Annotated in this window: 28 protein-coding genes; 17 read left to right on the top strand and 11 right to left on the bottom strand. The window is 62.4% G+C overall.

Annotated elements, in window-relative coordinates; genetic code table 11:
* Window positions 1–2: 2 nt before the first annotated feature.
* Together ACZ89F_RS13155 and ACZ89F_RS13160 are read right to left on the bottom strand one after the other, a co-directional pair.
* The gene (locus ACZ89F_RS13155; RefSeq protein WP_476092291.1) at window positions 3–548 is read right to left on the bottom strand and encodes a DUF924 family protein; all 546 of its coding nucleotides are present in this window, start codon (window positions 546–548) and stop codon (window positions 3–5) included.
* Between the two features lie 14 nt (window positions 549–562).
* The gene (locus tag ACZ89F_RS13160; protein ID WP_476092292.1) at window positions 563–2,398 is read right to left on the bottom strand and encodes a monovalent cation:proton antiporter-2 (CPA2) family protein; all 1,836 of its coding nucleotides are present in this window, start codon (window positions 2,396–2,398) and stop codon (window positions 563–565) included.
* Window positions 2,399–2,645: 247 nt separating this feature from the next.
* On the opposite strand from ACZ89F_RS13160, the gene ACZ89F_RS13165 reads away from it, so the two are divergent.
* Window positions 2,646–2,912 (top strand): hypothetical protein, encoded by a 267-nt coding sequence (locus tag ACZ89F_RS13165; protein WP_056582264.1) that lies wholly within the window; start codon window positions 2,646–2,648, stop codon window positions 2,910–2,912.
* Between the two features lie 104 nt (window positions 2,913–3,016).
* Here the strand turns inward: ACZ89F_RS13165 and ACZ89F_RS13170 are convergent, their stop codons facing one another.
* From ACZ89F_RS13170 to ACZ89F_RS13185, 4 genes are all read right to left on the bottom strand, one after another.
* Complete coding sequence (locus ACZ89F_RS13170) at window positions 3,017–3,571, bottom strand: hypothetical protein (protein WP_476092293.1); 555 nt, start codon at window positions 3,569–3,571, stop codon at window positions 3,017–3,019.
* 135 nt (window positions 3,572–3,706) lie between these two features.
* Window positions 3,707–4,849, bottom strand: coding sequence for a YcjF family protein (locus tag ACZ89F_RS13175; protein ID WP_476092294.1), 1,143 nt, complete (start codon window positions 4,847–4,849; stop codon window positions 3,707–3,709).
* A complete protein-coding gene (locus ACZ89F_RS13180; RefSeq protein WP_476092295.1) occupies window positions 4,846–6,324 on the bottom strand; it encodes a YcjX family GTP-binding protein in 1,479 nt (492 codons plus the stop codon). Before ACZ89F_RS13180 ends, ACZ89F_RS13175 begins: the two co-directional genes overlap by 4 nt.
* 63 nt (window positions 6,325–6,387) lie before the next feature.
* On the bottom strand, window positions 6,388–6,891 hold the full coding sequence (locus ACZ89F_RS13185; protein ID WP_476092296.1) for a SixA phosphatase family protein: 504 nt from the start codon (window positions 6,889–6,891) through the stop codon (window positions 6,388–6,390).
* 334 nt (window positions 6,892–7,225) lie between these two features.
* Here ACZ89F_RS13185 and dksA point away from each other — a divergent pair, with 334 nt between their 5' ends.
* Complete coding sequence (gene dksA / locus ACZ89F_RS13190) at window positions 7,226–7,642, top strand: RNA polymerase-binding protein DksA (protein WP_013531862.1); 417 nt, start codon at window positions 7,226–7,228, stop codon at window positions 7,640–7,642.
* A 207-nt stretch (window positions 7,643–7,849) separates the two neighbouring features.
* Here the strand turns inward: dksA and ACZ89F_RS13195 are convergent, their stop codons facing one another.
* Window positions 7,850–8,599 carry a hypothetical protein gene (locus tag ACZ89F_RS13195; RefSeq protein ID WP_476092297.1) on the bottom strand — a complete coding sequence of 250 codons (750 nt, stop codon included), beginning with the start codon at window positions 8,597–8,599 and terminating at the stop codon, window positions 7,850–7,852.
* Between the two features lie 223 nt (window positions 8,600–8,822).
* Between ACZ89F_RS13195 and cckA the strand changes: the two genes are divergently transcribed.
* On the top strand, window positions 8,823–11,396 hold the full coding sequence (gene cckA, locus ACZ89F_RS13200; RefSeq protein ID WP_476092298.1) for a cell cycle histidine kinase CckA: 2,574 nt from the start codon (window positions 8,823–8,825) through the stop codon (window positions 11,394–11,396).
* A gap of 87 nt (window positions 11,397–11,483) precedes the next feature.
* Window positions 11,484–12,194, top strand: a complete 711-nt coding sequence (locus ACZ89F_RS13205) for a purine-nucleoside phosphorylase (RefSeq protein ID WP_476092299.1) — start codon at window positions 11,484–11,486, stop codon at window positions 12,192–12,194.
* Here ACZ89F_RS13205 and ACZ89F_RS13210 read toward each other — a convergent pair.
* On the bottom strand, window positions 12,191–12,496 hold the full coding sequence (locus ACZ89F_RS13210) for a ribbon-helix-helix domain-containing protein (protein WP_476092300.1): 306 nt from the start codon (window positions 12,494–12,496) through the stop codon (window positions 12,191–12,193). The genes ACZ89F_RS13205 and ACZ89F_RS13210 overlap by 4 nt on opposite strands.
* Before the next feature lie 229 nt (window positions 12,497–12,725).
* Here ACZ89F_RS13210 and ACZ89F_RS13215 point away from each other — a divergent pair, with 229 nt between their 5' ends.
* The 3 genes from ACZ89F_RS13215 (at window position 12,726) to ACZ89F_RS13225 (ending at window position 15,351) form a co-directional block, all read left to right on the top strand.
* Entirely contained in the window at window positions 12,726–13,121 is a 396-nt protein-coding gene (locus tag ACZ89F_RS13215) for a VOC family protein (RefSeq protein WP_476092301.1), read from the top strand.
* Between the two features lie 81 nt (window positions 13,122–13,202).
* On the top strand, window positions 13,203–13,733 hold the full coding sequence (locus ACZ89F_RS13220; RefSeq protein WP_476092302.1) for a gluconate 2-dehydrogenase subunit 3 family protein: 531 nt from the start codon (window positions 13,203–13,205) through the stop codon (window positions 13,731–13,733).
* A 46-nt stretch (window positions 13,734–13,779) separates the two neighbouring features.
* Window positions 13,780–15,351: a GMC family oxidoreductase gene (locus ACZ89F_RS13225; protein ID WP_476092303.1), complete on the top strand. Its 1,572-nt coding sequence runs from the start codon at window positions 13,780–13,782 to the stop codon at window positions 15,349–15,351.
* Window positions 15,352–15,415: 64 nt separating this feature from the next.
* Here the strand turns inward: ACZ89F_RS13225 and ACZ89F_RS13230 are convergent, their stop codons facing one another.
* A complete protein-coding gene (locus ACZ89F_RS13230; RefSeq protein WP_476092304.1) occupies window positions 15,416–15,829 on the bottom strand; it encodes a hypothetical protein in 414 nt (137 codons plus the stop codon).
* Between the two features lie 313 nt (window positions 15,830–16,142).
* Here ACZ89F_RS13230 and urtA point away from each other — a divergent pair, with 313 nt between their 5' ends.
* The 6 genes from urtA to ACZ89F_RS13260 all read left to right on the top strand — a co-directional run bounded on the left by urtA (window position 16,143) and on the right by ACZ89F_RS13260 (window position 22,360).
* Window positions 16,143–17,453: an urea ABC transporter substrate-binding protein gene (urtA, locus tag ACZ89F_RS13235; RefSeq protein WP_127258859.1), complete on the top strand. Its 1,311-nt coding sequence runs from the start codon at window positions 16,143–16,145 to the stop codon at window positions 17,451–17,453.
* Between the two features lie 98 nt (window positions 17,454–17,551).
* The gene (gene urtB, locus ACZ89F_RS13240) at window positions 17,552–19,168 is read left to right on the top strand and encodes an urea ABC transporter permease subunit UrtB (protein WP_476092305.1); all 1,617 of its coding nucleotides are present in this window, start codon (window positions 17,552–17,554) and stop codon (window positions 19,166–19,168) included.
* Entirely contained in the window at window positions 19,165–20,391 is a 1,227-nt protein-coding gene (gene urtC / locus ACZ89F_RS13245) for an urea ABC transporter permease subunit UrtC (protein WP_476092306.1), read from the top strand. Before urtB ends, urtC begins: the two co-directional genes overlap by 4 nt.
* A gap of 6 nt (window positions 20,392–20,397) precedes the next feature.
* Complete coding sequence (urtD, locus tag ACZ89F_RS13250; RefSeq protein WP_476092307.1) at window positions 20,398–21,144, top strand: urea ABC transporter ATP-binding protein UrtD; 747 nt, start codon at window positions 20,398–20,400, stop codon at window positions 21,142–21,144.
* A gap of 69 nt (window positions 21,145–21,213) precedes the next feature.
* Complete coding sequence (urtE, locus tag ACZ89F_RS13255) at window positions 21,214–21,909, top strand: urea ABC transporter ATP-binding subunit UrtE (RefSeq protein WP_476092308.1); 696 nt, start codon at window positions 21,214–21,216, stop codon at window positions 21,907–21,909.
* 274 nt (window positions 21,910–22,183) lie between these two features.
* Window positions 22,184–22,360, top strand: coding sequence for a hypothetical protein (locus ACZ89F_RS13260; RefSeq protein WP_010909636.1), 177 nt, complete (start codon window positions 22,184–22,186; stop codon window positions 22,358–22,360).
* A 110-nt stretch (window positions 22,361–22,470) separates the two neighbouring features.
* Here ACZ89F_RS13260 and ACZ89F_RS13265 read toward each other — a convergent pair whose 3' ends face one another.
* On the bottom strand, window positions 22,471–22,680 hold the full coding sequence (locus tag ACZ89F_RS13265) for a hypothetical protein (RefSeq protein WP_476092309.1): 210 nt from the start codon (window positions 22,678–22,680) through the stop codon (window positions 22,471–22,473).
* A 137-nt stretch (window positions 22,681–22,817) separates the two neighbouring features.
* On the opposite strand from ACZ89F_RS13265, the gene ACZ89F_RS13270 reads away from it, so the two are divergent.
* The 4 genes from ACZ89F_RS13270 (at window position 22,818) to ACZ89F_RS13285 (ending at window position 24,987) form a co-directional block, all read left to right on the top strand.
* Window positions 22,818–23,351, top strand: a complete 534-nt coding sequence (locus ACZ89F_RS13270) for an inorganic diphosphatase (RefSeq protein WP_476097275.1) — start codon at window positions 22,818–22,820, stop codon at window positions 23,349–23,351.
* Between the two features lie 148 nt (window positions 23,352–23,499).
* A complete protein-coding gene (locus ACZ89F_RS13275) occupies window positions 23,500–23,784 on the top strand; it encodes a PRC-barrel domain-containing protein (protein WP_476092310.1) in 285 nt (94 codons plus the stop codon).
* Between the two features lie 61 nt (window positions 23,785–23,845).
* The gene (locus ACZ89F_RS13280; protein ID WP_476092311.1) at window positions 23,846–24,355 is read left to right on the top strand and encodes a DUF6894 family protein; all 510 of its coding nucleotides are present in this window, start codon (window positions 23,846–23,848) and stop codon (window positions 24,353–24,355) included.
* Window positions 24,356–24,378: 23 nt separating this feature from the next.
* Entirely contained in the window at window positions 24,379–24,987 is a 609-nt protein-coding gene (locus ACZ89F_RS13285) for a cysteine hydrolase family protein (protein WP_476092312.1), read from the top strand.
* Window positions 24,988–25,006: 19 nt separating this feature from the next.
* Here ACZ89F_RS13285 and ACZ89F_RS13290 read toward each other — a convergent pair whose 3' ends face one another.
* The gene (locus ACZ89F_RS13290) at window positions 25,007–26,158 is read right to left on the bottom strand and encodes a GGDEF domain-containing protein (protein WP_476092313.1); all 1,152 of its coding nucleotides are present in this window, start codon (window positions 26,156–26,158) and stop codon (window positions 25,007–25,009) included.
* Window positions 26,159–26,176 lie beyond the last annotated feature (18 nt).

The raw sequence follows: 26,176 nt of genomic DNA on the forward strand, positions 1-26,176 counted from the left end.
GTTCAGCCCGAGAATCCGCCGCCATCTAGGAATGTCTGCTCCTGCGGGGTGGTTTCGCGGCCAAGCATTTTGTTTCGGTGCGGAAAACGGCCAAAATTCTGGATGATGTCGCGGTGCTCGACTGCGTACTTCAGATAGGGTTCGGCCCTGGCCTGGGTCAGATCGACCGATATATGCTGGTCGGCGAGCAGTTCCGAATGCTCGTATGGCAGATAGAGGAAGACGCGGATTTCTTCCTCGAGCGCCAGATCATGGCCGGCCGCGATCGCCTTTGCGGCAAAATATCTGGCGAGCGGGTCGGTCGCGTACATGTGGCCGGTGCCGCGAAAGCAGTTGCGCGGAAACTGGTCGAGCAGGACCATAAGCGCCAGCGAGCCTTCGGCATGCTCCAGCCAGCCGTCGCATTCACGCCGCGCGGCGGCGTGGTGCAGATCGAGAAAGCGGTCGCGGAAGTCGGCATCGAAGGCCTCATTCTTCTCGAACCAGGCATCCTCGCCGGCATCGCGCCAGAATTTGGTGACCGACAGGGCTCTACTGTCCAATTCCATGCCTGATTCCTTGCTCAGTCGGCGGGTTCGGATTTGTGCAACACGCCGGCCGTCTCTTCGTTGAGTGCCTGACCAGGGCGGCGCGGGGTGGAGAGTGGTGTCGGAATCGGCGTGCCGATATTGCCTCTCAGGAAGCGCTGTCCGGCGCGAATGCCTTCGGCGAGCTGGGTTTCGAAGCGGTCGGTGTCGCGGCGTCTGACGTCTTCGATCGTTTCAGCCACGTCTTCCGGATCGACACCCAGCGATTCCAGAGCCGAGCCGCCGAAAACAAGTGCGGATTCGAAGGTTTCACGCAGCTGGTAATCGACGCCGGCGCGAATGAGTTGCAGCGCGGTACCACGATCGAAAGCGCGTGCCAGCACGGTGAGCAAAGGAAACTCAGCCTTGACGAGCTCCGCGATGCGGACGGCCTCGTCAGCCTTGTCGACGCAGATCAGCACGGCGCGCGCCCGGCCGGCGCCGGCCGCATGCAGGATATCCAGCCGCGTGCCATCGCCATAGTAGACCTTGAAGCCGAAATCGGCCGCTGCCTGGATCATTTCGACGTCATTGTCGATGATCGAAACGTCGATGCCGCGCAGCAGCAGCGGCTGGCTGGCGATCTGGCCGAAACGGCCGAAACCGATGATCAGCACGCTGCCGGTCAGGCCATCGGCGACATCGACCCCGTCGAGCGACTGCTCGTCGCGCGGCGTCAGATAGCGCAGCGCGATGATCGCCAGCGGCGTCAGCACCATGGAGATGATGACGATCGCCGTCAGCGTCGCGTTGGCGTTGCCGTCGATGATGCCGACCGCCGCGGCCGCCGAATAAAGGACGAACGCGAATTCACCGCCTTGCGCCATGAAGACCGCGCGCTCCAAAGCTTCGCGGTGGCCGGTTTTCAGGATACGGGCGACGATGTAAATGCCGAATGCCTTCATCACCATGTAGGCGACGACATAAATGGCGATCAGCCGCCAGTTCGCGGCGACCACATGCAGGTCGAGCGACATGCCGACGGCAAGGAAGAACAGGCCGAGCAGGATGCCGCGGAAAGGTTCGATGTCGGCTTCGAGCTGATGGCGGAAGGTCGATTCGGACAGCAGCACGCCGGCCAGGAATGCGCCCATCGCCATCGACAGGCCGCTGAGCTGCATGGCGAGCGCGGATCCGAGAACGACCAGAAGTGCTGCCGCCGTCATCACCTCGCGGGCGCGGGCATCCGCCAGGATGCGGAAGAACGGGTTGAGCAGATAGCGGCCGGCCACCACCAGGCCGACGATCGCGGCGAGGCCGATGCCGACCTCGGTAAGCCGCTCCGACAGGCTGGTGTCGGCACCGCCGGGCGCCAGGAACGCGATCAGGGCCAGCAGCGGCACGATGGCCAGGTCCTCGAGCAGCAGGACCGATACGATGCGCTGGCCTTTCGGTGCGGCGATTTCGCCGCGCTCCTCCAGAAGCTGCATGACGATCGCGGTCGAGGTCAGCACGAAGCCGGCGCCGGCGACGAAGGATTGCGCGATCGGAAACCCTCCCGCCATGCCGACACCGGTCAGCAAAACCGCGCATACGCCGACCTGCAGCGCGCCGAGGCCAAAGATCTCGCGGCGCAGGCCCCACAGCCGCGACGGCTGCATTTCCAGCCCGATGATGAACAGGAACATCACGACGCCGAGCTCGGCGACATGAAGAATGGCTTCCGATTCGGAAAAGACGCCGAGGCCGAATGGGCCGATGACCACGCCTGCGGCCAGATAGCCGAGGATCGAGCCGAGGCCCATGCGCTTGAAGATCGGAACGGCGACAACGCCGGCCGCGAGCAGCGCCACCACCTGGACCAGATCGCTGCTCGATGCCTCTACCGCCATGCCGCCGTTCCGCTCGTTTGAGGACCGATTCCGATTTCGGGTTTATGTAACAAGGGGCGAAGATAGGGGCTTCGGCGGGCATCGAACAGCCCGAATCCGGATCGTCGGCGATGTTGCAAGCGCGATACACAAGTTGACACCGGGAACACGTTGCATCTTGCCACAATCAATGGCTAAGGACGCTTGGCTTCGGCCATTGGAGGGTGATCGACGATCAAGTCGCGCCCTTTTTGAGGAGATGACTGACATGAAGAAGTTTTTGTTTGTTGCCGTCGGCCTGGCGGTGCTTGCCGGTTCGGCTTGCTCGAAGGCGCCTGAGTGCACGGCGGAGATCGCGACCAAGAAAGCGCAGGACATGGCTGCCGCGCTGCAGGAAGCGATCACCAAGGACCCGTCCAAGGCGGCTGATCTGACCGCCAAGGTCCAGGCGGTGACAACCAAGTATCAGGGCGCCACGACGTTGGCCGACGCCTGCAAGGCGTATGACGAAGTGACGGCCGCGATCAAGGGCTAACGCCCTGATTCGAGATCACGGGGCCAAGCGCCTGATTCTACCGGTTCAAACGAGGCGGCGACCGTTGGGTCGCCGCTTCTTTGTTTTCAGGGATCGATGATTGTTCAGTTCGGCGCGATGGAGCCGACTTCGACGGCGTCGACGCGCTTCAGGCTCATGCCGATCACCGGCACCAACTGGTCGTCGACGCGCACGGCAATGGTCACCGTCATCGAATTGTCGTCGGGGATGCGAGCCTGCATGACGCCGCGCAACTGGTTGCGGTTGATGGTGAAGACCACCTTGCGGGCATCGACGACGTTGCCGCCGATGATGTCGAGGCCGGAACCGGCCGCGCCACCCATGAAGCTGCCTTTGTAGCCCTCGCGGCCTTGGCGCTCGATCTTGGCCGACATCGGCTGGGTGAACATGCCGACCCGGCAGCCGCCGTCGAGCGACATGCCGACCTTGCCGCCTGGCGTCGAGCCGGTGAAGCTGCAGTTGAACTTGGTGCCCTTGTACTTGCCGGCGACGATTTCGCCAGGACCGATCCACTTGCCTTCGGCCGACTGGAAGAATTGCTTGTCCGGCTCCGCCGCGGAGGCCGCTCCGGCAATGCCGACGAGAGCTGTGATCACGGTTGCCAGGGGCAGGACGCTGGATAGTACTACGCTTTTCATCGACGACACCCGGCAACAAAGAGGCTGTTTGGAACCCGTCTGACCATGAACAAGATTGGTTAATGCTTCGTCACTGCGGGGCCGCCACAAAGCAGTCCGGTAACAAATCCGAAGGTCCAAACGCTCCAGTCCGGCTCACTTGCCGGACGGGGTTGTTTCTCCATCTTTCCTGGTTGCAAACGATGTCAGCGCGGAGAGGAAATCGCCCAGTCCGGGACGCTTCGCGGCGCTGAAGGGCAGGGGGCGCGCCGTCTCCATCGCCGCGATGCCGATGCGCGCCGTCATCATGCCGTTTACGACGCCCTCGCCAAGCTTGGCCGAAAGGCGCGCCGCCAGGCCGTGACCGACGATCTGCTGGACGAAACTGTCGCCGACCGCGATCGAGCCGGTAACCGCCAGATGCGCCAGCACGCTGCGCGCCAGGCGGAAGAAACCCAGCGTTCCCGGCCGCCCGCCATAGAGCTCCGACAGGCGGCGAATGAGCCGTCCGGCCTCGAACACGACATAGGCGACATCGACAAGTGCGCGCGGACTGACCGCCGTCACGAGCGAGACGCGTTTGGCGGCCTCGAGAATCATCACCTTCGCCCTGGCATCGAGTGGTCCGAGAATTTCGGCTTCGGCCAGGCGCACCAGATTGCCGCCGTCGATGATTTCGCCGCGCAGTTCGGCCAGCGCGCGCCGGCCGGCCGCGGTCTCGGGTTTGGCCGCGACAAAGGCCGACAATTCATCGACGACCGATCGTGCTGCCTTCGGATCGTCACGCGCGATCGCATCGAGTGCCCGCTTCTGCAGCTTTTCGACCTCGGCAAGGCGGGCAATCGCCAGGAATTCGCGAATCAGGATCACCACAAGCGCCAGCACGGCGATGGCGGCCATGCCGGCGGCCAGCCAGCCCAGCCATTCGGCGCGCGCAAAGAGGTCGCGTATGAGCTGGTCGGTCCACAGGCCGACGGCCAGCGAAACCAGCACGCCAAAGGCGCCAAGGAAGATGCTGCCGAGCAGCGAGCGTTTTCTCGGCGCGATGGCCGGTGGCGGCTCTGCGGCAATGTCAGGCTCGTCGAAAACGTCGACTTCCGCCGGTATGACCATGGCGACATCGGTCCTCATCGCGCGGGGTTTGCGCTGGGTGTCGGCCTGGACACGAGCGTCGGCCTGGGCACGGGTACCGGCCTGGGCACGGGTACCGGCCTGGGCGTGGCGCGTCTCCGGCGTTTCTTGTCTCGATGAGGCTTCCGGCTCGATGCGGAATGCCGCCGGCTTGCGGGGCGCGGTCATGCCAGATGATCTCCGATCAGGAACTGCAAGGCACGGTCGAGCCTGATATGCGGCAACGACAGCGTGATGCCTTCGGCCGTGCGTTCGAGCTTGGGCGGACGGAACCGGACGAAGCGGATTGCCGGGTCTGCGGAGTCCTGCTTGTGGTCGGCGCCCGAAATATCGAAAACAGCGTCAATATTCTCCGGTAAGTCACCGGGAAATATAGCTGTTTCTGTCTTTCCATCAAAGGTCTCGCCGTTGATCTTCTCGCCGGCGATAGGCGTGCCGATGATGACGGGAAGCGTCTCCCGGCCTTGCTTGACGGTGCCTTCGCGTGTCGCGCGCACCGCCGCCATGGCGACCACATCTACATCGGCGCCGGTGAAGTTCGCCCGTGCCACGGCGCGGTCGGCAAGCCGCCGCACGATCGCCTGCAGGCGATCGTGGCTTTCGTGGTGCAGATGGTCGGCCTTGGTCGCGGCAACCAGTATGCGGTCGATGCGCCGCGAGAACAGGTCGGTGAGGAAGCTGCCCCTGCCGGGACGGAAACAGCTGAGGATCTCGGTCACCGCGCGCTCCAGGTCGGCCATGGCGCCGGGGCCGGCGTTCAGGGCCTGCATGGCGTCGATCAGCACGATCTGCCGATCGAGGCGGGTGATGTGTTCGCGGAAGAAAGGTTTGACGACATGCGTCTTGTAGGCCTCGTAGCGCCTGTCCATCATGGCGTGCAGCGACCCTGGGCGCGGACGCCTGTCGCCTATCCCGGCCAGGGGTGCGAAGGTCAGTGCCGGCGAGCCTTCGAGATCACCCGGCATCAGGAAGCGGCCGGGCGGCAAGGTCGAAAGCGCGCGCTCGTCGAGTTTGCACGCCTTCAGATAGGCGGCGAAGCTCTCGGCCAAGCGGCGCGCCGTCATCTCGTCGGCATCGGCGTTCGGGTCGATCTCCGCCGACAGCGCCCGCCAGGCCTGCGAAAGGTCCTCGCGCACCGGCAGAACGGCCATTTCGAAGGCTTCGTGCGAAAAATCGGCGAAGGATTTGCCGAGCAGCGGCAGATCGAGCAGCCATTCGCCGGGATAATCGACGATATCGACCGACAGTCTGCCCGAGGAAAACATGCGGCTCCAGCCGGAGGCCGATTCATATTCGATGGTCAGCCGCAGCTCCGAAATGGCGCGCGTCGAATCGGGCCAGGCGCGGTCGTTGACCAGGGCGGCGATGTGATCCTCGTACTGGAAGCGCGGCACGGCGTCGTCCGGCTGCTGCTCGAGGAAGGCGCGGGCGATGCGCCCCGATTTCTGGGACTCGAACAGCGGCAGGCGCCCGCCATGGATCAAATTGTGGACAAGGGCCGATATGAACACCGTCTTGCCGGCGCGGGACAATCCGGTCACGCCGAGGCGCAGCGATGGGGAAAAAAGCCCGGTGGCGCGGCCCGATAGCGTGTCGAGGGCAATCCTCGCCTCGTCGGTGAAGGTGGTCAGCGATGATGCCAAAACATGCTCTCTCGGACTTCGGTCCGTCCGATATAGGCTCTGCAACCAGGCTTTGAAATGGCTTCAGAGATCGGCCGGCGTCAGGAACGCTTCGAGATAGCCGGCGCCCTGGGCGGCTTTAGCGAGGCCACCGTCGAAGCGGACGACCGCCAGCCCCGAGGTCGGGAACCCGTGGTTGAGCGTGGCCCGCGCCGTCTCGTCACCGTCGCCCGAAACCGCCATGGCGAGATCTTCCGTCATCGGGTTGTGGCCGATGACCAGCAATGAACCCACCCCGCCATTGTCGCGGATGAGGTGGAGGTAACCGGCCGCGTCCGCGCTGTAGAGCGTGTCGAAGAACAGGACCCGGCCGGTGTCGGTCTGGCCGGCCAGGCCTTCCAGCGTCTCCTTGGCGCGTTTGGCATTGGAGCACAGCGTCAGGTCCGGAACATAGGAGCGGGAGCGCATGGCGGCGCCCATCATTTCGGCATCGGCACGGCCGGATGCATCGAGCGGGCGATCGAAATCGCGTACGCCGGGCAGCGCCCAGCCAGCCTTGGCATGCCGCAACAGATAAAGCCTGCTCACCCAACCTCCGAATGCCGAAGCCTTTCAGGATTAGCCACGAGAACGGCGTTGCGCACAATGGCCCGTATTCTTCGAACACAGCGAATCACCATGCCGCGGTGCCGCAAAAGGTGCCTGTGCATCGGCCCGAAGATCACGGTCGATCTTCGGAAAGCATGTTTCGCCGGATCCAAAGTGTCGCAGCGTAGTTTGGTACCAAAGCGACCGTACGCTGCTGCAAAGGCGCGCGCCGGTGCACATTAACAATTGCGTGAGACAGCAGCCGATTGCGCTTGTGCAGGCGTCGGGCGACGAATATATAGGCGCGAAATTTGGGGCAGTTTGGGTGAGTCGAATGAACGACATCGTTACCGCCGATTACGTACCCTCCGAAGACGAGCCGTTCATGAACGAGCGGCAGAAATCCTACTTCCGCTCAAAGCTCGTCACCTGGAAGAATGACATATTGCGCGAAGCGCGCGAAACACTGGAAATCCTGCAGCAAGAGAACGCCAACCACCCCGATCTGGCCGATCGAGCCTCTTCGGAAACCGACCGCGCCATCGAACTCAGGGCCCGTGACCGTCAGCGAAAGCTCATTGCAAAGATCGATTCCGCCCTGCAGCGTATCGACGAAGGCACCTACGGCTATTGCGAGGAGACCGGCGAGCCGATCGCGCTGAAGCGGCTCGATGCGCGTCCGATCGCGACGTTGTCGATCGAAGCGCAGGAGCGGCACGAGCGCCGCGAAAAAGTCTACCGCGACGACTAAGGATCAAGGCTGGCAGCGTACGACCAGCCGTCCATGAGCGACGTTGATTTTGAAATGGCCGGGTTTCCGGCCATTTTCATTGGCGCGGCAGCCAACATTCAAGACGCGCGAAATCCACAAACCCTTGACTTATGGGTCTCCCGAAAAGGGTGGTTCGGCGGCCAAACCGGCTACGATTTTCGCTTGGGATGGCGACTCAGCGGCCGCTCATCGCTTCTGGCTGGAGAGTTCGCCGAGAAGCTTGGTCATTTCATCGTCGAGCGACTGCGGCGCCTTGGCCACCGGTTTGCCCACAGGGCCGCTCGAGCGGGGCTGGTCGAGCGACACTTCGAGTTCCCTCATCAGCGTGTCGTCGATGCTGTCCTGCACAGGTGGAGGCGGTGGCGCGTGCCGGATGACATTGGCATTGGCGGAGCCGTAGGCGGGCAGCGGCGTGACATTGGTCGGCTGGTAGCTTTGCACCGCCGGCTTTGGCGCAGGTGCGGGTGCCGGCGCTATTTGGCGCGGGCGGGCGGGCGGCGCGGTGTTCACCGGCTGCGGAGCGGGTGCCTGTCTTGCCGGCGGTGGAGCGGGTTGCGGCGGACGCGGCCTTGCTGCCGGGGCCGCAGTGGCCGGCACCGGCTGCAAGCCGCCGTCTCCGGTCAATGCCGGACGGCGTGGCGCCGAAAGGCGGATATCGCGCTCGACGACGACGTCGGTCGGGCCGCCGATCAAAAGCAGGTGCTCGATGTCGTCGCGGCGCACCAGCACCAGCCGGCGATGGCTGTCGACAGCGGTGGCATCCATGACGGCCAGCCGCGTCTTGCGGTTCCGGCCGCCGGCAACGAAGGTTCCGAACGTCAGATTGCGCACCAGCTTGACGATGACGAGAACGATGACCAGCAAGACAAGTGCTGCAAAAGTCCACAACAGTGCTGCGGCATAACCAGGGCCCGCCACGCTATCCAGCCATTGCATTGGTTACCCCTGATTGCCCTTGGAAGTGATGCGACACTAGACCGTTGCGGCGGGCCACCGCAAGTTGCGTTTCACCGTGGTGAACAGCTAGAAAAACTCCGAAGGCCGCAAGACATCATTTTTATCCGACATTTGCCGCCCAGGCCTTTTCCGGACTAGGAGAATGTGATTCAACCCGGTACGGGCGGGTGTCGGAACACCGGAATTCACGAGCAGGGGGCATATGGCCAAGGAAGCGCGCGGCGATTTCTATCCGGTACCGATCGTCGACCAGAATACGCGACCGGGCGCGGTCACCCGGCTTATCATTTTCATCGTCGTTCTGACGGGGGCGGCGATCGTATTCGGCCTGTTCCGCGAGCGCCTCGGCGATCCCTTCCTGCTCGGCATGCTCGGCGTGCTGGCGATGATCGGCGTTGGCTTCCTGTTTGCCACGGCGATCGGCTTCGTGCAGGTCACGCCGCGCTCGACAGGCGACGAACTGTCGAAATCCTTCGTCGATTCCATGTCGCAGGGCCTTCTCGTCACCGACACCAAAGGCCGCGTCGTCTACGCCAATCGCGCCTATGCCGACATGACCGGAGCGTCGTCTGCGGCCGACCTGAAGACAGTCGAGGGGTTGCTCTCGGATGTCCCTGAAGCCTCGGTGACGATCTATCGCCTGGCGTCGGGCCTGCGCGACGCCCAGCCGGGTGACGGCGAGTTTCGGCTCGCGCAATCCATCCGGCCAGGCGCCGAGCCCGGCGCCCGCTGGTACAGGGTGCGGGCGCGCACCTTCGGCGTTCCGGGCCAGCGGCTGCCGATGCTGGCCTGGCAGTTGGCCGACATCTCGCAGGAGCGGGCCGAGCAGGAGCGTTTCTTCCTCGATTTGCAAAAGGCGATCGATCATCTCGACCACGCGCCGGCCGGCTTCTTTTCGGCCGACCAGGAGGGCCGCGTCACCTACATCAACGCCACGCTCGCCGAATGGCTGGGCATCGACCTCACCAGCTTCACGCCCGGTGCCGTCTCCCTGGCCGAAATCGTGGCCGGCGACGGCATGGCGCTGGTCCGCTCGGTCAAGGCCGATCCCGGCACGACGCGCAACGCGGTGATCGATCTCGATTTGACAACGATGACGGGCGAGGCGCTGCCGGTGCGCTTCATGCATCGCGTTTCGGCCAGCCGTGAAGGCGTCAACGGGCCGACGCGCACGATCGTGCTCAACCGCACGCAAGGCGAGGACTCCTCAGCCGATCTGCGGGCCTCGGAAGTGCGTTTCACCCGCTTCTTCAACTCGACACCGATGGCGATAGCCGGCGTCGACCACAACGGGCGCATCCTGCGCACCAATGCGCCGTTCCTGTCGCTGTTTTCAGCCGTCGTCGATCGCGACGCCGTCGATCGCCGTGTGCGGCTCGACACGGTGATCCATGAGCGCGACCGGCCGGCCTTTGCGGCTGCTTTCGAAAAAGCGCAGCAGCGGCAGGCCGACATCGAGCCGATCGACACGCTTCTGCCCGGCAACGACGAGCGACACATCCGTTTCTACGTCAACGCGGTCGCCGACGGCACCGGCGGCGAGGGCGCCGAGGAGTCGGCCATCGTCTACGCCGTCGAGACGACGGAGCAGAAGGCACTCGAAGGGCAGATGGCGCAGAGCCAGAAGATGCAGGCGGTCGGCCAGCTTGCCGGCGGCATCGCGCACGATTTCAACAATGTGCTGACAGCCATCATCATGGCGTCGGACCTTTTGTTGACCAACCACCGTCCGTCGGACCCGTCCTTCCCCGACATCATGAACATCAAGCAGAACGCCAACCGGGCGGCTTCGCTGGTGCGACAACTGCTCGCCTTCTCGCGCAAGCAGACATTGCGGCCGGAAGTGCTCAACCTGACCGACGTGCTCGCCGATCTCAGGATGCTGCTTGCCCGCTTGGTCGGCAACGACATCAAGCTGAAGGTCGACCATGGCCGCGACCTGTGGCCGGTCAAGGTCGATATCGGGCAGTTCGAGCAGGTGGTGGTCAACCTCGCAGTCAACGCGCGCGACGCAATGCCGGCGGGTGGCGATCTCACCGTGCGCACCCGCAATGTGACCGCCGAGGAGTGCAAGGCCTTTTCCTATCGCGAACTCGCCCCGGCGGACTATGTCGTGGTCGAAGTCGAGGACACCGGCAGCGGTATCGCGCCCGACGTGCTCAAGAAGATCTTCGAGCCCTTCTTCACCACCAAGGAAGTCGGCAAGGGTACCGGCCTCGGCCTGTCGATGGTCTACGGCATCATCAAGCAGACCGGCGGCTTCATCTTCTGCGATTCCGAAGTCGGCAAAGGCTCGACTTTCCGCATTTTCCTGCCGCGTCATATTGCGGAAGCGAAAAAAGCGGGCGAGCCCGACGATGTGCCGGCAGCGCCGGCGAAAGTCGCGGATGCGGCCAAGGATCTGTCGGGCTCCGCCACGGTGCTGCTCGTCGAGGATGAGGATGCCGTGCGCATGGGCGGCATGCGGGCGCTGACTTCGCGCGGTTACACCGTGCACGAGGCATCGTCGGGCGTGGAGGCGCTGGAAGTGTTCGAGGCGCTGGGCGGCAAGGTCGACATCGTCGTTTCCGACGTTGTGATGCCGGAAATGGACGGACCGACGCTGCTTGGTGAGTTGCGCAAGCGCCAGCCGGACATCAAGTTCGTTTTCGTGTCGGGCTATGCCGAGGACGCATTCGCCAGAAACCTGCCTGCCGACGCGCATTTCGGCTTCCTGCCAAAGCCGTTCTCGCTCAAGCAACTGGCGACGATCGTCAAGGACGTGCTGGAGTCCTAGAACCTCCTTCACATTCTTTCCTTGTGCTGCGCCGCGACAACGCCATGATTGCGGGTGAAACGGCAGGCGGGCCCGGGGGAGCAACTGGTGACGCCACACAACGAAGCGGACAAGGGCGACTACGCCGACACAGTGTTGTTGCCGGGCGATCCGCAGCGCGCCGAGTGGATGGCGCAAACGTTTCTGGAAGCGCCGCGCTGCATCAATCGCCGACGTGGCGCGCTTGGCTTCACCGGGCTGTTTGGCGGCAAACCCGTCAGCATTCAGGCGACGGGCATCGGCGTTTCATCGTTTCTGATCTATGCACATGAATTGCTGGACCATTTTGGTGCGCGAACGTTGATCCGCACCGGCACCTGCGGCAGCCTGACCGCCAAGGCAAAACTGCGCAGCCTTGTCATCTCGCAATCGGCACAGGCGGAGAGCGCCCAGAGCGGTCAGGTTTTCGGCCTTTATGGACCCGCCGGCCCGGATCCGGCGCTTCTCGCCTGTGCGTTGGCCAAGGCGACGGAACTTGGCATCGACCATCGTGCCGGCCTGACTGTGTGCAGCGACATCTTCTATCACCCTGAAGGACGCGCCCGTTTTGCCGATGCCCAGGCAGAAGGAGCTCTGGCCGTGGATATGGAAACCAGCGCGCTCTATCGCATATCAGCGCATTTCGGGGCTCGCGCGCTGTCGATGTGTGTCGTGGTCGACAACATCGAGACTGGCGAACAGACCGACTATTCCGAGCGCCAGGCGCTTTTCACCGACATGAGCCGGCTGGCGCTCGCTGTCGCTGTGGAAGCGGGCTAGGCGGCTTTGCGCTTCGGCACCATCTGCTCTTCCATGCCCGGCCGGTGGCCGCGCAGGTAGAGCGCGCAGGTGGTGCGCAGCATCGACGCAAAGTTCGGGATGGCGCCGTTGATCTCGATGGCTTCGTCATAAAGCTTCGAGATGAATTTTGGCGTCGTCAAACCCTGGTTTTCGGCGATTTCGTCCAGCAAAGCCCAGAATGTCGCTTCAAGCTGGATGCTGGTCGAGTGGCCGTCGATGCGAATCGACCGGTTGATCTGGCGATAGCCTTCGGGATCCTGGCCCGCAAACACCCTGCACATCCGACAAACCTCCCATGATTGTTGGTCTTGGGTGGACGGGCGTGCAGCCTGACACTGCTCACCCTGTCCCCACATGCATTGTCGGGCAAAATTGGTGGAACGGCAATCGGACTTTCGTCCCCGTCGCCGAAGCAGGACAATTCACGGGTCTTGAGCGTGGTAACCGGCTGCCACCACCTTTTTTCCGCCCTGCCCATAATCGTTTCCGCACACCAGGACGGAGACTGATTTGGCCAAGGCGATTCACAGCATGATCCGGGTTCTCGACGAGGCCCGATCCGTCGATTTCTACAGAAATGCCTTCGGGCTCGATATCGCCGACAGGCTGGACTTCGAGACATTCACGCTCATTTACCTCAGCAATACCGAAACGGGGTTCGAACTCGAACTGACCGTGAACAAGGACCGGCAGCAACCTTATGGGCTCGGCGATGGCTACGGCCACCTCGCGGTCTCGGTCGCCGACCTCGACAGCGAGCATGACCGTCTCGGCGCGCTCGGGCTCAATCCGAAGAAGATCGTCGAGTTCAACCGCGACGGGTCGCTGATCGCCCGCTTTTTCTTCATCGAGGATCCGGACGGCTACAAGATCGAGGTTCTGCAGCGCGGAGGTCGCTTCCAATAGGAGACATAGCAACCGCACCGGCAGGTGCGGCGCCAGCAACGGCGCTTACCAGAGCGCAGATAGCAAGCAGGGAGGAATAAAATGGTCACGATCTATGACGCGAAGCCCGGGCTTTCACGTCGCGAGCTTCTCAAACGCGGTGGCATCGGCGCACTGCTCGTCATCTCCGGCAGTGCCGTCATCAGCCCCGAACATGCCTGGGGGCTCGAGACATCGGCACTCAAGCCCGAAACCATGGCGACGCTGATCCAGATGGCGCGCGACATCTATCCGCACGATCAGGTTCCCGACAAATATTACGCCATTGCCGTGAAGGGCCATGACGAGCAGGCCGGCAAGGACGCCGCCTACAAGGCGATGATCGAAGACGGCATCGCCGACCTCGACAAGAAGTCCGGCGACGGCGGCTATCGGGGTCTCGGCTGGGAGGAGCAGCGCGTCGGCGTGCTGAAGCAGATCGAGGCGACGCCGTTCTTCCAGGCCATCCGTGGCGGGCTCGTCGTCAGCCTCTACAACCAGAAAGAGGTGTGGCCGATCTTCGGTTACGAGGGCGAGTCCTATTCCAAGGGTGGCTACATCGCGCGCGGTTTCAACGACATAGAGTGGCTCTGAGCCCCGTCGCTCCTGAACCCGCAAACAGAAATCATGGGAGGAAACCATGGCAGCTTCATTTGATCTGAACAACGACGGTGTGGTCGTCATCATCGGCTCGGGCGCCGGCGGCGGCACGCTCGGCAACGAACTGGCCCAGAAGGGTGTCGACGTCGTCATCCTGGAAGCCGGCGCGCGCCACGAATATGAGGATTTCGTCAATGACGAGTGGGGTTCGTTCGCCCAGCTCGCCTGGACCGACAAGCGCACCACATCCGGTGACTGGCGTGTGGCCAAGGATTTTCCGAACCTGCCGGCCTGGATCGTCAAGTCGGTCGGCGGTTCGACCACGCATTGGGCCGGAGCCTCGCTGCGCTTCCAGGAGCATGAGTTCAAGACGCTGTCGACCTACGGCAAACTGGAAGGCGCCAACCTGCTCGACTGGCCGATCACGCTGGCCGAGATGGAGCCTTATTACGCCAAGGCCGAAGCCAAGATGGGCGTCACCGGCACCAATGACTGGCCAAGGCTGCCGGGCAACAACAATTTCAAGGTGTTGAAGGCCGGCGCCGACAAGCTCGGCTACAAGGAATGCCACACCGGCAACATGGCGATCAACTCGGTCGATCGCGACGACCGCATGTCCTGCCAGCAGACCGGCTTCTGCTTCCAGGGCTGCAAATGGGGTGCCAAATGGTCGACGCTCTACACCGAGATCCCCAAGGGCGAGGCGACAGGCCATCTCGAAGTCAGGCCGAACGCCATGGCGATCAAGATCAACCATGACGCTAGCGGAAAAGTGACCGGCGTCGTCTATGCCGACAAGGACGGCAAGCTGCAGGAGCAGAAGGCGCGCATCGTCGCCGTTGCGGGGAATTCGATCGAGAGCCCGCGGTTGCTGCTCAATTCGGCGTCTGGCAAATTCCCCGATGGTCTTGCCAACTCGTCGGGGCAGGTGGGCAAAAACTACATGCGCCACACCACTGGCTCGGTCTATGCCATCTTCGACAGACCGGTGCACATGTATCGCGGCACCACCATGGCCGGCATCATCCGCGACGAGGCGCGCCATGATCCGTCACGTGGGTTCGTGGGCGGCTACGAGTTCGAGACGCTGTCGCTCGGCCTGCCGTTCATGGCGGCCTTCCTCGATCCCGGCGCCTGGGGCCGCTCGTTCACCACCGCACTCGACCACTACGACCACATGGCCGGCCTGTGGATTGTCGGCGAGGACATGCCGCGCGCGGAGAACCGCATCACGCTGCATGCCGATGAGAAGGACGCGCACGGCATGCCGATCGCCGACGTGCATTTCGACGACCATCCGAACGACACCGCGATGCGCAACCACGCCTACAAGCAGGCCACGGCGCTTTACGATGCGGTTGGTGCCACGCGCACCTTCCCGACGCCGCCCTATCCGTCGACCCACAATCTCGGCACCAACCGGATGAGCGAAAAGGCCGCCGACGGCGTCGTCAACAAACACGGCCAGGCGCACGACATCAAGAACCTGTTCGTGTCGGATGGCAGTCAGTTCACCACTGGGGCCGCCGAAAACCCGACCCTGACGATCGTCTCGCTGGCGATCCGCCAGGCCGACTACATCGCCGCGCAGATGTCGGCAAAGACGATCTAGTCCCACCCTCCCGACTGCCTGCTGGCGCGGAACCCACAAGGTTCCGCGCCTTTTTCTTGCAGCCTCATTGCTTGGTGCAGGTCGAGGCGGTGAACGCGCCGTCAGGCTGCTTCATGATGATGTCGAAGGAGGGCGTGGTCTGGCCGTCGAGCGTTGCCTGGGTCAGCGACAGCGCGTTGCCGCCGATGGTATAGCCGCCCAACGGCCCCAGCCAGGAGATCACGCCGTTTGCATCCATTTGATAATTGTACCCCTGCTGCGCGGTGCCGGAGTTGCCAAGGCCGGTGTAAATTGGGCCGCTATAGACGTTCCCCTTGATGGTGATGTCGCCGAGGCTGAGGAACATGCCGAGCAGGTAGACCTCGCAGTGATAAGTGCCGTCGGGCATCTTGCCGTCGCCGAAGTCGGCTCGTGCGGAGCCAGTTGCTGCCGCCAGAAGCAATATGCCGACAAAAATGCGTGAAATGCAGGAAGCCATGACGTCGCTCGTTTGAGGAACGAGCTTGCCCTATTTTTGCGTCACGCCGCAACATCGGTCGTCGGTGATCCACCTGTGAAGACCAAAATCTAGGCACTTGGCAAAATTGGGCGAAAATTAGGCAATAGCCCCGCGCGCTGCGCAAATTTCTCTCAATCGATTTTTAACCGGCTCTCTTTGTTTTTGTAAGCCTAATATTTCAAGCTGCTGATAATGCTGGATTTACTGGTCTCAATTTGGCGTCGCCAAGCGATTGGCATGGGGGTTGCATTGTAGTGTTGCGGTGCAATCAACCAGCTTGGGAGTCTGTAATATGAGGGGTAATTTCTCGACCATAACAAAAATGTTTTCGGCGAGCGTGGTTGCCGCCGGCCTGTTGATGTCCGCTCCCGCCAAGGCTGCCGACGACACCATCAAGGTCGGCATTCTCCATTCGCTGTCGGGGACCATGGCGATTTCGGAGACGACGCTGAAGGACGCCATGCTGATGCTCATCGACGAGCAGAACGCCAAGGGCGGACTACTCGGCAAGAAGCTCGAGGCGGTCGTCGTCGATCCTGCTTCCAACTGGCCGCTGTTTGCCGAAAAGGCGCGCGAGCTGATCTCCAAGGACAAGGTCGCGGCGGTGTTCGGCTGCTGGACCTCGGTGTCGCGCAAGTCGGTTCTGCCGGTGTTCTCCGAACTCGACAACATCCTGTTCTACCCCGTCCAGTATGAGGGCGAGGAAAGCGAGCGCAACGTGTTCTACACGGGTGCCGCACCCAACCAGCAGGCGATTCCCGCCGTCGACTATCTGATGAGCGAGGATGGCGGTTCGGTGAAGCGCTGGGTGCTCGAAGGCACCGACTATGTCTATCCGCGCACCACCAACAAGATCCTAGAGGCCTATCTGAAGGCCAAGGGCGTCGCGGCGGAAGACATCATGGTCAATTACACGCCGTTCGGCTTCTCCGACTGGCAGACCGAGGTTTCGGCGATCAAGAAGTTCGGTTCGGCCGGCAAGAAGACAGCCGTCGTCTCGACCGTCAACGGCGACGCCAACGTGCCGTTCTACAAGGAACTCGGCAACCAGGGCATCAAGGCCGAGGATATCCCGGTCATGGCCTTCTCGGTCGGCGAGGAAGAGCTTGCCGGTCTCGACACCGCGCCGCTGGTCGGCCATCTCGCCGCCTGGAACTACTTTGAGAGCATCGACACGCCCGAAAACAAGAAGTTCATCGCCGACTGGCACAAGTTCATCAAGAACGACAAGCGCACCACCAACGACCCGATGGAAGCCCACTATATCGGCTTCAACATGTGGGTGAAGGCGGTCGAGAAGGCCGGCACCACCGATCCGGACAAGGTCATCGACGCCATGATCGGTGTCTCGGTGCCGAACCTGACCGGCGGCTATTCGACGATGATGCCGAACCACCACATCACCAAGCCGGTGCTGATCGGTGAAATCCAGGCCGACGGCCAGTTCGAAACCGTGTCGCGCACGCCGGGCCTGGTGATGGGCGACGAATGGTCCGACTATCTGCCTGACTCCAAGGACCTGATCTCCGATTGGCGCGCGCCTCTGTCCTGCGGCAACTTCAATGTTGCCACCGGCAAGTGCGGCGGCAAGGGCACAAACTGATCCTCCCCGGGCTGACCTAGTCAGACCGCGCGCGTCCGGACGGCTTCCTCCGTCGTCCGGACGCCCAATTCAATCTTCAAAGGGGTCACCAAAAACCGATGAACCTGTTTCGTGCAATTGGTTTGACGCTGTTGTTCCTGCTGGCGATGCTGTCGTCATCGGGCGCCGGCGAAGCCGATCTGCGCGCCATCATCGCCAAATTCGCGACGGCCAAGGGGTTTTCGGAGATCGGAGCCGTCGTTCACGAACTGGCTGCTGCCGGCGATCCGGCGGTGGAGCGGCCGCTTGCGGCACTGGCCGACGGTAACCTCTATGTCCGCAAGGCCGATTCGCTGGTGTTTGTCGGCAAGGAAGCGGGCGAAAGCGTCCAGCTTTTCGACCCTTTGAGCGGCGAGGCCTCGGGCGAGGCGGCCAAGGACGACATCACCAAGATCAAGGTCAACAACACGCTGCGCCGCGTCATTCGCGATGCGCTGGGCACGCTGACGCTTGGCGCCAAGGATCCGGCCGTGCGTATTGCGGCTGCCGATACCATGTTCAAGACGCCCGATGCGGCAAACCTCGGACCGCTCGATGCGGCAATCGCCAGCGAGACCGTGGCCAGCGTCAAGGCTCTGCTCGAACAGGCCCGCGCGGCCTCCGTGCTGGTCTCCGATCGGCCGGATGCCGACAAGCTTGCTGCCATCGCGCTGATCGGAGCGCGTGGCGACCGTGATGCGGTTTCGCTGCTCACATCGGTCGAGGCGAATTCCTCGGACGCGGTCAAGGAAGCCGCGACTGCCGCGATCGCCAACATCAATTCGACGCTGGCCTTCTGGGATGCCGGGCAGAACATCTGGTACGGCATTTCGCTGGGCTCGGTGCTGCTGCTGGCGGCGATCGGCCTTGCCATCACCTTCGGCGTCATGGGCGTCATCAACATGGCGCATGGCGAGATGGTCATGCTGGGCGCCTACACGACCTTCGTCGTCCAGCAAGTGATCCGTACATCTTTTCCGCACCTGTTCGACTGGTCGCTGGTCATCGCGCTGCCGCTCGCTTTCCTTGTCTCGGCTCTGGTTGGCCTGATCATCGAGCGCGGTGTCATCCGCTTCCTCTATGGCCGGCCGCTGGAAACACTGCTGGCGACATGGGGCGTCTCGCTGATCCTGCAGCAGGCGGTGCGCTCGATCTTCGGGCCGACCAACCAGGAGGTCGGCAACCCCTCGTGGATGTCGGGCTCGTTCAATATTGGGCAACTTGCGATCACCTGGAACCGGCTTTGGATCCTGGTTTTCGCGCTCACCGTGTTCGCGGTGCTGCTCTATGTGATGAAGCGCACGCCCTGGGGCCTCCAGATGCGCGCTGTCACCGCCAACCGACGCATGGCGGCTTCCATGGGTATCAAAACGCCATGGGTCGACGCGCTGACCTTCGCGCTCGGCTCCGGCATTGCCGGCATCGCCGGTGTCGCGCTCAGCCAGATCGACAACGTCTCGCCCAATCTCGGCCGTGGCTACATCATCGACAGTTTCATGGTCGTCGTCTTCGGCGGCGTCGGCAATCTGTGGGGGACGCTGGTCGGCGCCTTCTCGCTCGGCATCGTCAACAAGTTCCTCGAGCCCTATGCTGGCGCGGTGCTCGGCAAGATCGTCGTGCTGGTGCTGATCATCCTGTTCATCCAGAAGCGCCCGCGCGGCCTGTTCGCGCTCAAGGGCAGGGCGGTGGAAGCATGATCACAGGACGCTTCTTTGCCGCCGGTGCGGACCGCCGCGTCGCCGTCACGATCTTCATCCTACTGGCGGTGGCCGTCATCGTGCCGCTGCTCAACCTGGCTGTTTCGCCGGCCAGTGCCTTCTATGTGCCGTCCTACATCGTCGCGCTGACCGGCAAATATCTCTGCTATGCGCTGCTCGCCTTGGCGCTCGATCTTGTCTGGGGCTATTGCGGCATTCTCTCGCTCGGCCACGGCGCCTTCTTCGCGCTCGGCGGCTATGCGATGGGCATGTATCTGATGCGCCAGATCGGCTCGCGCGGCGTCTATGGCAACCCGATCCTGCCGGATTTCATGGTGTTCCTGAACTACAAGGAATTGCCCTGGTTCTGGACCGGTTTCGACCATTTCTGGTTCGCGGCGATCATGGTGCTTGCCGTGCCTGGCCTGCTGGCCTTCGTCTTCGGCTGGTTCGCCTTCCGCAGCCGCGTCACCGGCGTCTATCTCTCGATCATCACGCAGGCGATGACCTACGCGCTGCTGCTTGCGTTTTTCCGCAACGACATGGGGTTCGGCGGCAACAACGGCCTGACCGATTTCAAGGATATTCTCGGCTTCAACGTGCAGGCTGACGCGACGCGTTCGGCGCTGTTCGCGGCCAGCGCCGTCACGCTCGCGCTCGCCGTCTTCGTCACCTGGGCGATCGTCGGCTCCAAATACGGCAAGCTCTTGATGGCGGTGCGCGACGCCGAGAGCCGCACGCGCTTCCTTGGCTGGCGGGCAGAGAACGTAAAACTGTTCGCCTTCACCGTATCGGCTGTCATGGCAGGCATTGCCGGCGCGCTCTACGTGCCGCAGGTCGGCATCATCAACCCGGGCGAGTTCGAACCGGCCAATTCGATTGAAGTCGTGGTGTGGGCCGCCGTCGGCGGGCGCGGCACCATTGTCGGGCCGATCATCGGTGCGTTGCTGGTCAATGCCGGCAAGTCCTGGTTCACCGGCGTGCTGCCGGAGTTCTGGCTGTTTGCGCTCGGTGGGCTGTTTGTCGCCGTCACGCTTTTGCTGCCCAAGGGCATCATCGGCATGTGGGACAGCTGGCGCGGCAACGCCAAGGCGTTGCGGGCAGCCTCGATCGCCGAGGAAGCCGGCACCGATGCCGACGTTCCGGCGAAAATTGTTCGCAGCGCGGCGAGAAAGCCCGGCGACTGGTCCGCATCCAGCCCCGAACCGCAGCCGGCGGAGTGAGCGACCATGTCAAAGTCGAACACCATCCTCTATCTCGACGGCGTCTCGGTTTCCTTCGATGGCTTTCGTGCCATCAACAACCTGTCGCTGGTGCTCGACAAGGGCGAGATGCGCGCCATTATCGGCCCCAACGGCGCCGGCAAGACGACGATGATGGACATCGTCACCGGCAAGACGCGGCCCGACGAGGGCGAGGTGTTCTTCGACGGCCAGGTCGATCTCACCAAGCACGATGAAGCCGAGATCGCCATGATGGGCATCGGCCGCAAGTTCCAGAAGCCGACCGTGTTCGAAAGCCACACGATCGAGGAAAACCTGATGCTGGCGCTGAAGGGGCCGCGCTCGATCTTCCCGGCGCTGTTTCATCGCCGCTCGGCCGCCGAAGCGCGGCAGATCGACGACATCCTCGGCATCATCCGGCTTGGCGACAAGCGTGGCGAATTGGCGGCCAATCTCAGCCATGGACAAAAGCAGTGGCTCGAGATCGGCATGCTGCTGGCGCAGGATCCGAAGCTGCTGCTGGTCGACGAGCCGGTCGCCGGCATGACCGACGCCGAGACCGAGGAAACCGCGCGGCTGCTCAAGGATATCGCGCGCGACCATTCGGTCATCGTCGTCGAGCACGACATGCATTTCGTGCGCGAGCTCGGCGTCAAGGTCACCTGCCTGCACGAGGGCTCGGTGCTTAGCGAAGGCACACTCGATTTCGTGTCGGCCGACGAGCGCGTCGTCGAAGTCTATCTGGGGAGATGAGCATGGTCTGGCGGGTTCAATTCCATCGCTTCGATCTGTCGTTTCTCAGGTCCTGGAGAAGGCGCTGACATGCTCGAAGTTTCTGATGCCACGTTGCACTACGGCGCCGCCCAGGCGCTGCGTGGCGTGTCGCTGAAGGCCGGCGCCGGCAAGATCACCTGCGTGCTCGGCCGCAACGGCGTCGGCAAGACCAGTTTGATGAGATCGATCGTCGGCCACCACCGGCTGACGAGCGGAAGCGTTGCCTTCGAGGGGAAGGCGCTCGACCGGAGCGCGGCGTATGACCGCGCCCGGTCGGGCATCGCATTCGTGCCGCAGGGCAGGGAGATCTTTCCCCTGCTCACGGTGCGCGAAAACCTCGAATCCGGTTTCGCGCCGCTGAAACGGGCCGATCGCAACATTCCGGCGCATGTGTTCGAATTGTTCCCGGTGCTCAAGCAGATGCTTGGCCGCCGTGGCGGCGACCTTTCCGGCGGTCAGCAGCAGCAGCTCGCCATCGGCAGGGCGTTGGTGATGCGGCCGAAGCTGCTGGTGCTCGACGAGCCGACCGAAGGCATCCAGCCGTCGATCATCAAGGATATCGGCCGCGCCATACGCTATCTGCGCGATCAGGCCGGCATCGCCGTGCTTTTGGTCGAACAATATCTCGATTTCTGCCGCGAGCTCGCCGACGAGGTCAACATCATGGACCGCGGCCTGATCGTCCATACCGGCCCGCCGGAAGATTTGGACCGTGCTGATGTCAGGAAGTTCCTGACGGTCTAGTATCGTCGTTGGACTTCAGTTGACGGTCCGAAATCCTTAGCAAGTCTAATATTTTCCGATCCAGCCATCCGCGTCACTGGCGCACCATGGGCTGCGTGCTAGTCTTTCCCATGGCTTTTGTGAGTCGGCCGCTTCCGTATCAGTCTGGTTGGTTGCAGATAGAGGGAAGGCGCAGGCTCCAGCCGGCAAGTTTCACGCAAGCAAGGCTTCCTAGCTTCCCTCCTGCGATCTCTGTCGTTCAAACGCGTTTGGGCACACAGGCTAAGGGACAGCCATGGAACGTTACGTCGAGGACTACCAAAAGCGGCGGCTTACCGAACGTGTCGACATCATCGCCGCCATCAACATCCTGAGATCACAGGGCTGCGAATACGACGACCTGATCGAGGAGATCACCAAGGTGTTCTATGTCGACCTCGATACCTTCAATGAAATCGTCATGGCGGCATAGGGTCGCTTAGATCGCAATCAGTTTACACCACGGACGCAGCGATAGTTGATCGCTCTGCGCGCGGGCTTAACTATCTGCCCCGAGCTCCAACATATCGAGATGCCTTTCATCTAGTTGTCCTGCCGGTGCTTCTCGATTTGGTAGGTCAGCCAGCGGCAGAGCATCCCGACGATGGACAGCGCTGCGCCGCCAATCAAACAGGCGGTGAGAACGGGGCTTTTTGCAGCACTCGACCAACTCACGATGGCGAGCAGGATCACACTCCCGGTCGAGATCAAATAACCGATCCCCTTCAGAAGATGCAGCGAAGCTTTTGTCATGCATGGGCTCTCCCGAAAGGTTTTGCCCTTCGGAACATTCTTCGCGTTGTGAAGTTCCACCGCTGCCACGGCGCAATGCGAATTGCGCCGTGATTTCCGTGGGCGCCGCGACACAACCAAAAGAGAGAGGCATCTTGATGCCCAACTATTTGAAGCTGGCTACAACCACGAAGGGCCTCATCAGGGTGGTGATCGAAACGCCGCGTGGTGCGACGGCGAAACTTGCTTTCGAGCCTGAAACGCAGATGTTCGGCTATGTCCGTCCTTTGCCGGTCGGCATGATGTATCCCTATGACTGGGGTTTCATTCCTTCGACGGTAGGCGAAGATGGCGACCCTCTCGATGGGCTTGTGATTCATCAGGCAGCCACGGCCCCAGGCGTGGTGATCAAATGCAACCTGCTAGGCGCTTTGCGCGTCAAGCAGAAGGACGAAGGCGGTGAGGTTCTGCGCAACGACCGCTATGTCCTCTGTCCGCATCGGGAGGATGCTCCCGATCAGCCCGTTGCAGCGGATCACGTTTCAGATGACCTGCGGCGCGAGATCGAGCAGTTCTTTGTCTCCTCGGTGCTTGGAACCGGCAAGACCATCAAGTTCAAGGGCTGGCAAAATGCGGCCGAAGCTCGCAAGGCCATCAAGAGGGGCATGAAGGCCTTTTCAACTCGTCGTTGAGCGGATCGAGGTTGCGACTCTCGGCGCGCCTGCTCGTCGAAACCCAGAACGTCCTGCCCGTCAGATTTTATCACGCGGCATCAAATCCATGCGGAACCGTTCGTCAAGTCGCAGGTTGCAACATCTCTACTCAACAGGAGATGCAGCTATGGATCACACCAACCACGTACGCCTTACCAGCAATGAATTGACCTCCGACGTACTCGACGGCGCGACCATCTACGGTGCGGATGATGAGAAGGTCGGCACTGTCTCTCATCTGCATGGCAGCGAGGTCGTCGTCGATGTCGGCGGCTTCCTGGGCATCGGGGCAAAGCCTGTTGCCGTGCCCGCCAGCCAACTCGACTTCATGCGTGACGAGGACGGCGACGTTCACGCGGTCACCACCTGGACCAAGGATCAGCTCAAGGCCATGCCCGAGCACGGGGATTGAGGATCAATGGGGGCCTGGCTTCGGCCGGCCCCCAGCCTTGTGAGGATAACAGGAGGCCGCCATGCAAATCGTTCGAACCGAAATCACGAATGCCGCGGCACTGGATGGGCGGCCGATCCTTCGTGTCATGTTTTGCGGTGAGGGCAGTGAATGTGTCACCGTGGACATGGAGGGGACCGACGGCAAGAGCGGGGATGACGCGCTGGCCCGTGCGAAAGCCATCCTGATCCAGATCGCCACATTCGATCTTGCCGCCAACGACTATGACGCCAACAGCAATGGCAATTTCGATCAGGTTGCGGTCACGTCGGCGAGCGACGGGATTGGCGATGCGTATATCTTTGAATACCGCGACGAGGAGACTACCCGACGGATACCGCCATCCAGGATGCCGAGCCTCGATGCCGCCCGGTCGGAGGCAGTTCGCTGTGCAGTCGATCTCCTGGTCGACTTGCAGCCCGGTACAGACGATTTATCCGGCTGGCTGGTTCGGGTGTGCAATGAAAACGGCGAACTCGTCTGTGTGGTTGACGTGGCCGAGGCGGAAGCTGCAAGGCAGACAAGTCAGTAGCGCACAGTCGACGGAGACCGGCTGTGGCAGCTAGAGGGTTGGTTCACGGGCCGCTTGGCGAAAATTGCCTGCATATCTGCGTCGACATGCAGCGCCTGTTCGGACCGGCCGGGCCTTGGGCGGTGCCATGGGCCGAGAAAGTGGTGCCGGCCATAGAGGAACTGGTCGCCAGACATCCACAGCGAACAGTTTTCACCCGCTTTATCCCAGCCGAGCGACCAGGTGAGGGACCGGGGATGTGGGCGCGCTATTATCGCCGGTGGGCGGAGGTGACGCTTTCACGTATCGATCCGGGCCTGATCGAGCTCATGCCGCAACTTGCACGCTTCGTGCCACCGGCCAAGCTTGTCGACAAGCGCGTCTATTCGCCATGGACGGAAGGTCATCTCGACGCCCTGTTGCATGGCTCAGGCATAAACACCTTGGTGATTACGGGAGGTGAAACCGATGTCTGTGTGCTCGCCACAGTGCTTGGCGCCATCGATCGTGGCTTTCGCATCGTTGTTGTCACCGACGCCATCTGCAGTTCCGCGGATCAGACGCATGATGCGCTGATGGAGCTTTATCGCTCGCGGTTCAGTGAGCAGGTCGAGGCCGTGACGATGCGGGAAGTCACGGACAATTGGCAGTAAGATATCAAGGCTGACCAGTCTAACCAGCGCGCCGGAATGCCGAAGCGGTGACGCGGTTGCGGCCGCCGCGCTTGGCGGCATAGAGCGCCTTGTCGGCGGCGCTGAGCACCTTGTCGAAGCTGAGCCCCTCCTTGGTGCCAAAGGCATATCCGGCGCTGACCGTGCACATCAGCGAGCCCGTCTCGGTTTCGATGCGACGCGCTGCGAAAGCTGCCCGTATGGCCTCGGCGGTGGCCTCCACCGTTTCAGGCAAGGTCCGCTTCAGCACCAGCGCGAACTCCTCGCCGCCCATGCGCGCGGCGACGTCGGCCGGGCGAAGATTGCCGGCGAGTTCCCTGGCGAACACCTTCAGCACCTCATCGCCAGCGGCGTGGCCGAATTCGTCATTGATGGCCTTGAAGCTGTCGAGGTCGAAGACAACCACGGCCGTGAAGGCGCCGACCGGGGCATCGCCGTGCAGGTCGAACAGGGCTCGACGGTTGAGCAGGCCGGTCAGCGGGTCGGTCAGGGCATTGTGGCGATGGTGCCTGGCCAGACGCCCCTGATTGAGCGCCAGGGAAAGCGCTCCGATACCGGTCATGCTGGCGATGACGATGATGAGGCTGAGCTCCTCGGCCCAGTTGCTGGGCGCATGACCAAGGATCAGCTTTCCGTCCCAGGCAAGGACCATGGCGCACAGAGCGAAGGATGTGGCCGTGGCCGAATAGAGCGCGGTGATACCGATCGTCAGGGCAGGGGCTTCGTCGCGGCCTTTCCAGTATTCGAGCGCCGTTGCGAACAGAAGCAATGCGGCGAAGGCGTTTTCGAACATGAAGCCCAGCCCGTCATAGCCAAGAGCCATGGGCGGCAACGTCACAACCAGCGAAATGGCGCTGACAAGCACCATTCGCGGCATTGGCGAGCCGCCGGTCCTGAACTGGTAGGCGGCGCCCAGCATTGTCGAAAAACCGAGCAGCAGAAAAGCCAGCGTGGCGATGCCCAGCAGGCGCCCAGGCATGTCGATATAGGCGTCATAGATAAAAATATCGCCGACCACGAACACCAGGCTGATCGCCCATGTCAGCAGGAACCTCTCCGAGCGAGCGGTCAGCCACATGCCGAACAATGTCAGGCTCAGGCAGGCGGCGGAAAATCCGACAGCCAGAAGAAGTGAAGTGTAGTCGAGCGACATGCCCCTCGTTTCCTTGCC

This window comes from Mesorhizobium sp. USDA 3734 (assembly GCF_056279665.1).

Excerpts from the sequence above, each read along its gene's own strand:
- ACZ89F_RS13155 (WP_476092291.1), bottom strand. The coding sequence starts at position 548 with ATGGAATTGGACAGTAGAGCCCTGTCGGTCACCAAATTCTGGCGCGAT.
- ACZ89F_RS13160 (WP_476092292.1), bottom strand. The coding sequence starts at position 2,398 with ATGGCGGTAGAGGCATCGAGCAGCGATCTGGTCCAGGTGGTGGCGCTG.
- ACZ89F_RS13165 (WP_056582264.1), top strand. The coding sequence starts at position 2,646 with ATGAAGAAGTTTTTGTTTGTTGCCGTCGGCCTGGCGGTGCTTGCCGGT.
- ACZ89F_RS13170 (WP_476092293.1), bottom strand. The coding sequence starts at position 3,571 with ATGAAAAGCGTAGTACTATCCAGCGTCCTGCCCCTGGCAACCGTGATC.
- ACZ89F_RS13175 (WP_476092294.1), bottom strand. The coding sequence starts at position 4,849 with ATGACCGCGCCCCGCAAGCCGGCGGCATTCCGCATCGAGCCGGAAGCC.
- dksA (WP_013531862.1), top strand. The coding sequence starts at position 7,226 with ATGAACGACATCGTTACCGCCGATTACGTACCCTCCGAAGACGAGCCG.
- ACZ89F_RS13195 (WP_476092297.1), bottom strand. The coding sequence starts at position 8,599 with ATGCAATGGCTGGATAGCGTGGCGGGCCCTGGTTATGCCGCAGCACTG.
- cckA (WP_476092298.1), top strand. The coding sequence starts at position 8,823 with ATGGCCAAGGAAGCGCGCGGCGATTTCTATCCGGTACCGATCGTCGAC.
- ACZ89F_RS13210 (WP_476092300.1), bottom strand. The coding sequence starts at position 12,496 with ATGTGCAGGGTGTTTGCGGGCCAGGATCCCGAAGGCTATCGCCAGATC.
- ACZ89F_RS13220 (WP_476092302.1), top strand. The coding sequence starts at position 13,203 with ATGGTCACGATCTATGACGCGAAGCCCGGGCTTTCACGTCGCGAGCTT.
- ACZ89F_RS13225 (WP_476092303.1), top strand. The coding sequence starts at position 13,780 with ATGGCAGCTTCATTTGATCTGAACAACGACGGTGTGGTCGTCATCATC.
- ACZ89F_RS13230 (WP_476092304.1), bottom strand. The coding sequence starts at position 15,829 with ATGGCTTCCTGCATTTCACGCATTTTTGTCGGCATATTGCTTCTGGCG.
- urtA (WP_127258859.1), top strand. The coding sequence starts at position 16,143 with ATGAGGGGTAATTTCTCGACCATAACAAAAATGTTTTCGGCGAGCGTG.
- urtB (WP_476092305.1), top strand. The coding sequence starts at position 17,552 with ATGAACCTGTTTCGTGCAATTGGTTTGACGCTGTTGTTCCTGCTGGCG.
- urtC (WP_476092306.1), top strand. The coding sequence starts at position 19,165 with ATGATCACAGGACGCTTCTTTGCCGCCGGTGCGGACCGCCGCGTCGCC.
- urtD (WP_476092307.1), top strand. The coding sequence starts at position 20,398 with ATGTCAAAGTCGAACACCATCCTCTATCTCGACGGCGTCTCGGTTTCC.
- urtE (WP_476092308.1), top strand. The coding sequence starts at position 21,214 with ATGCTCGAAGTTTCTGATGCCACGTTGCACTACGGCGCCGCCCAGGCG.
- ACZ89F_RS13260 (WP_010909636.1), top strand. The coding sequence starts at position 22,184 with ATGGAACGTTACGTCGAGGACTACCAAAAGCGGCGGCTTACCGAACGT.
- ACZ89F_RS13265 (WP_476092309.1), bottom strand. The coding sequence starts at position 22,680 with ATGACAAAAGCTTCGCTGCATCTTCTGAAGGGGATCGGTTATTTGATC.
- ACZ89F_RS13270 (WP_476097275.1), top strand. The coding sequence starts at position 22,818 with ATGCCCAACTATTTGAAGCTGGCTACAACCACGAAGGGCCTCATCAGG.
- ACZ89F_RS13275 (WP_476092310.1), top strand. The coding sequence starts at position 23,500 with ATGGATCACACCAACCACGTACGCCTTACCAGCAATGAATTGACCTCC.
- ACZ89F_RS13280 (WP_476092311.1), top strand. The coding sequence starts at position 23,846 with ATGCAAATCGTTCGAACCGAAATCACGAATGCCGCGGCACTGGATGGG.
- ACZ89F_RS13290 (WP_476092313.1), bottom strand. The coding sequence starts at position 26,158 with ATGTCGCTCGACTACACTTCACTTCTTCTGGCTGTCGGATTTTCCGCC.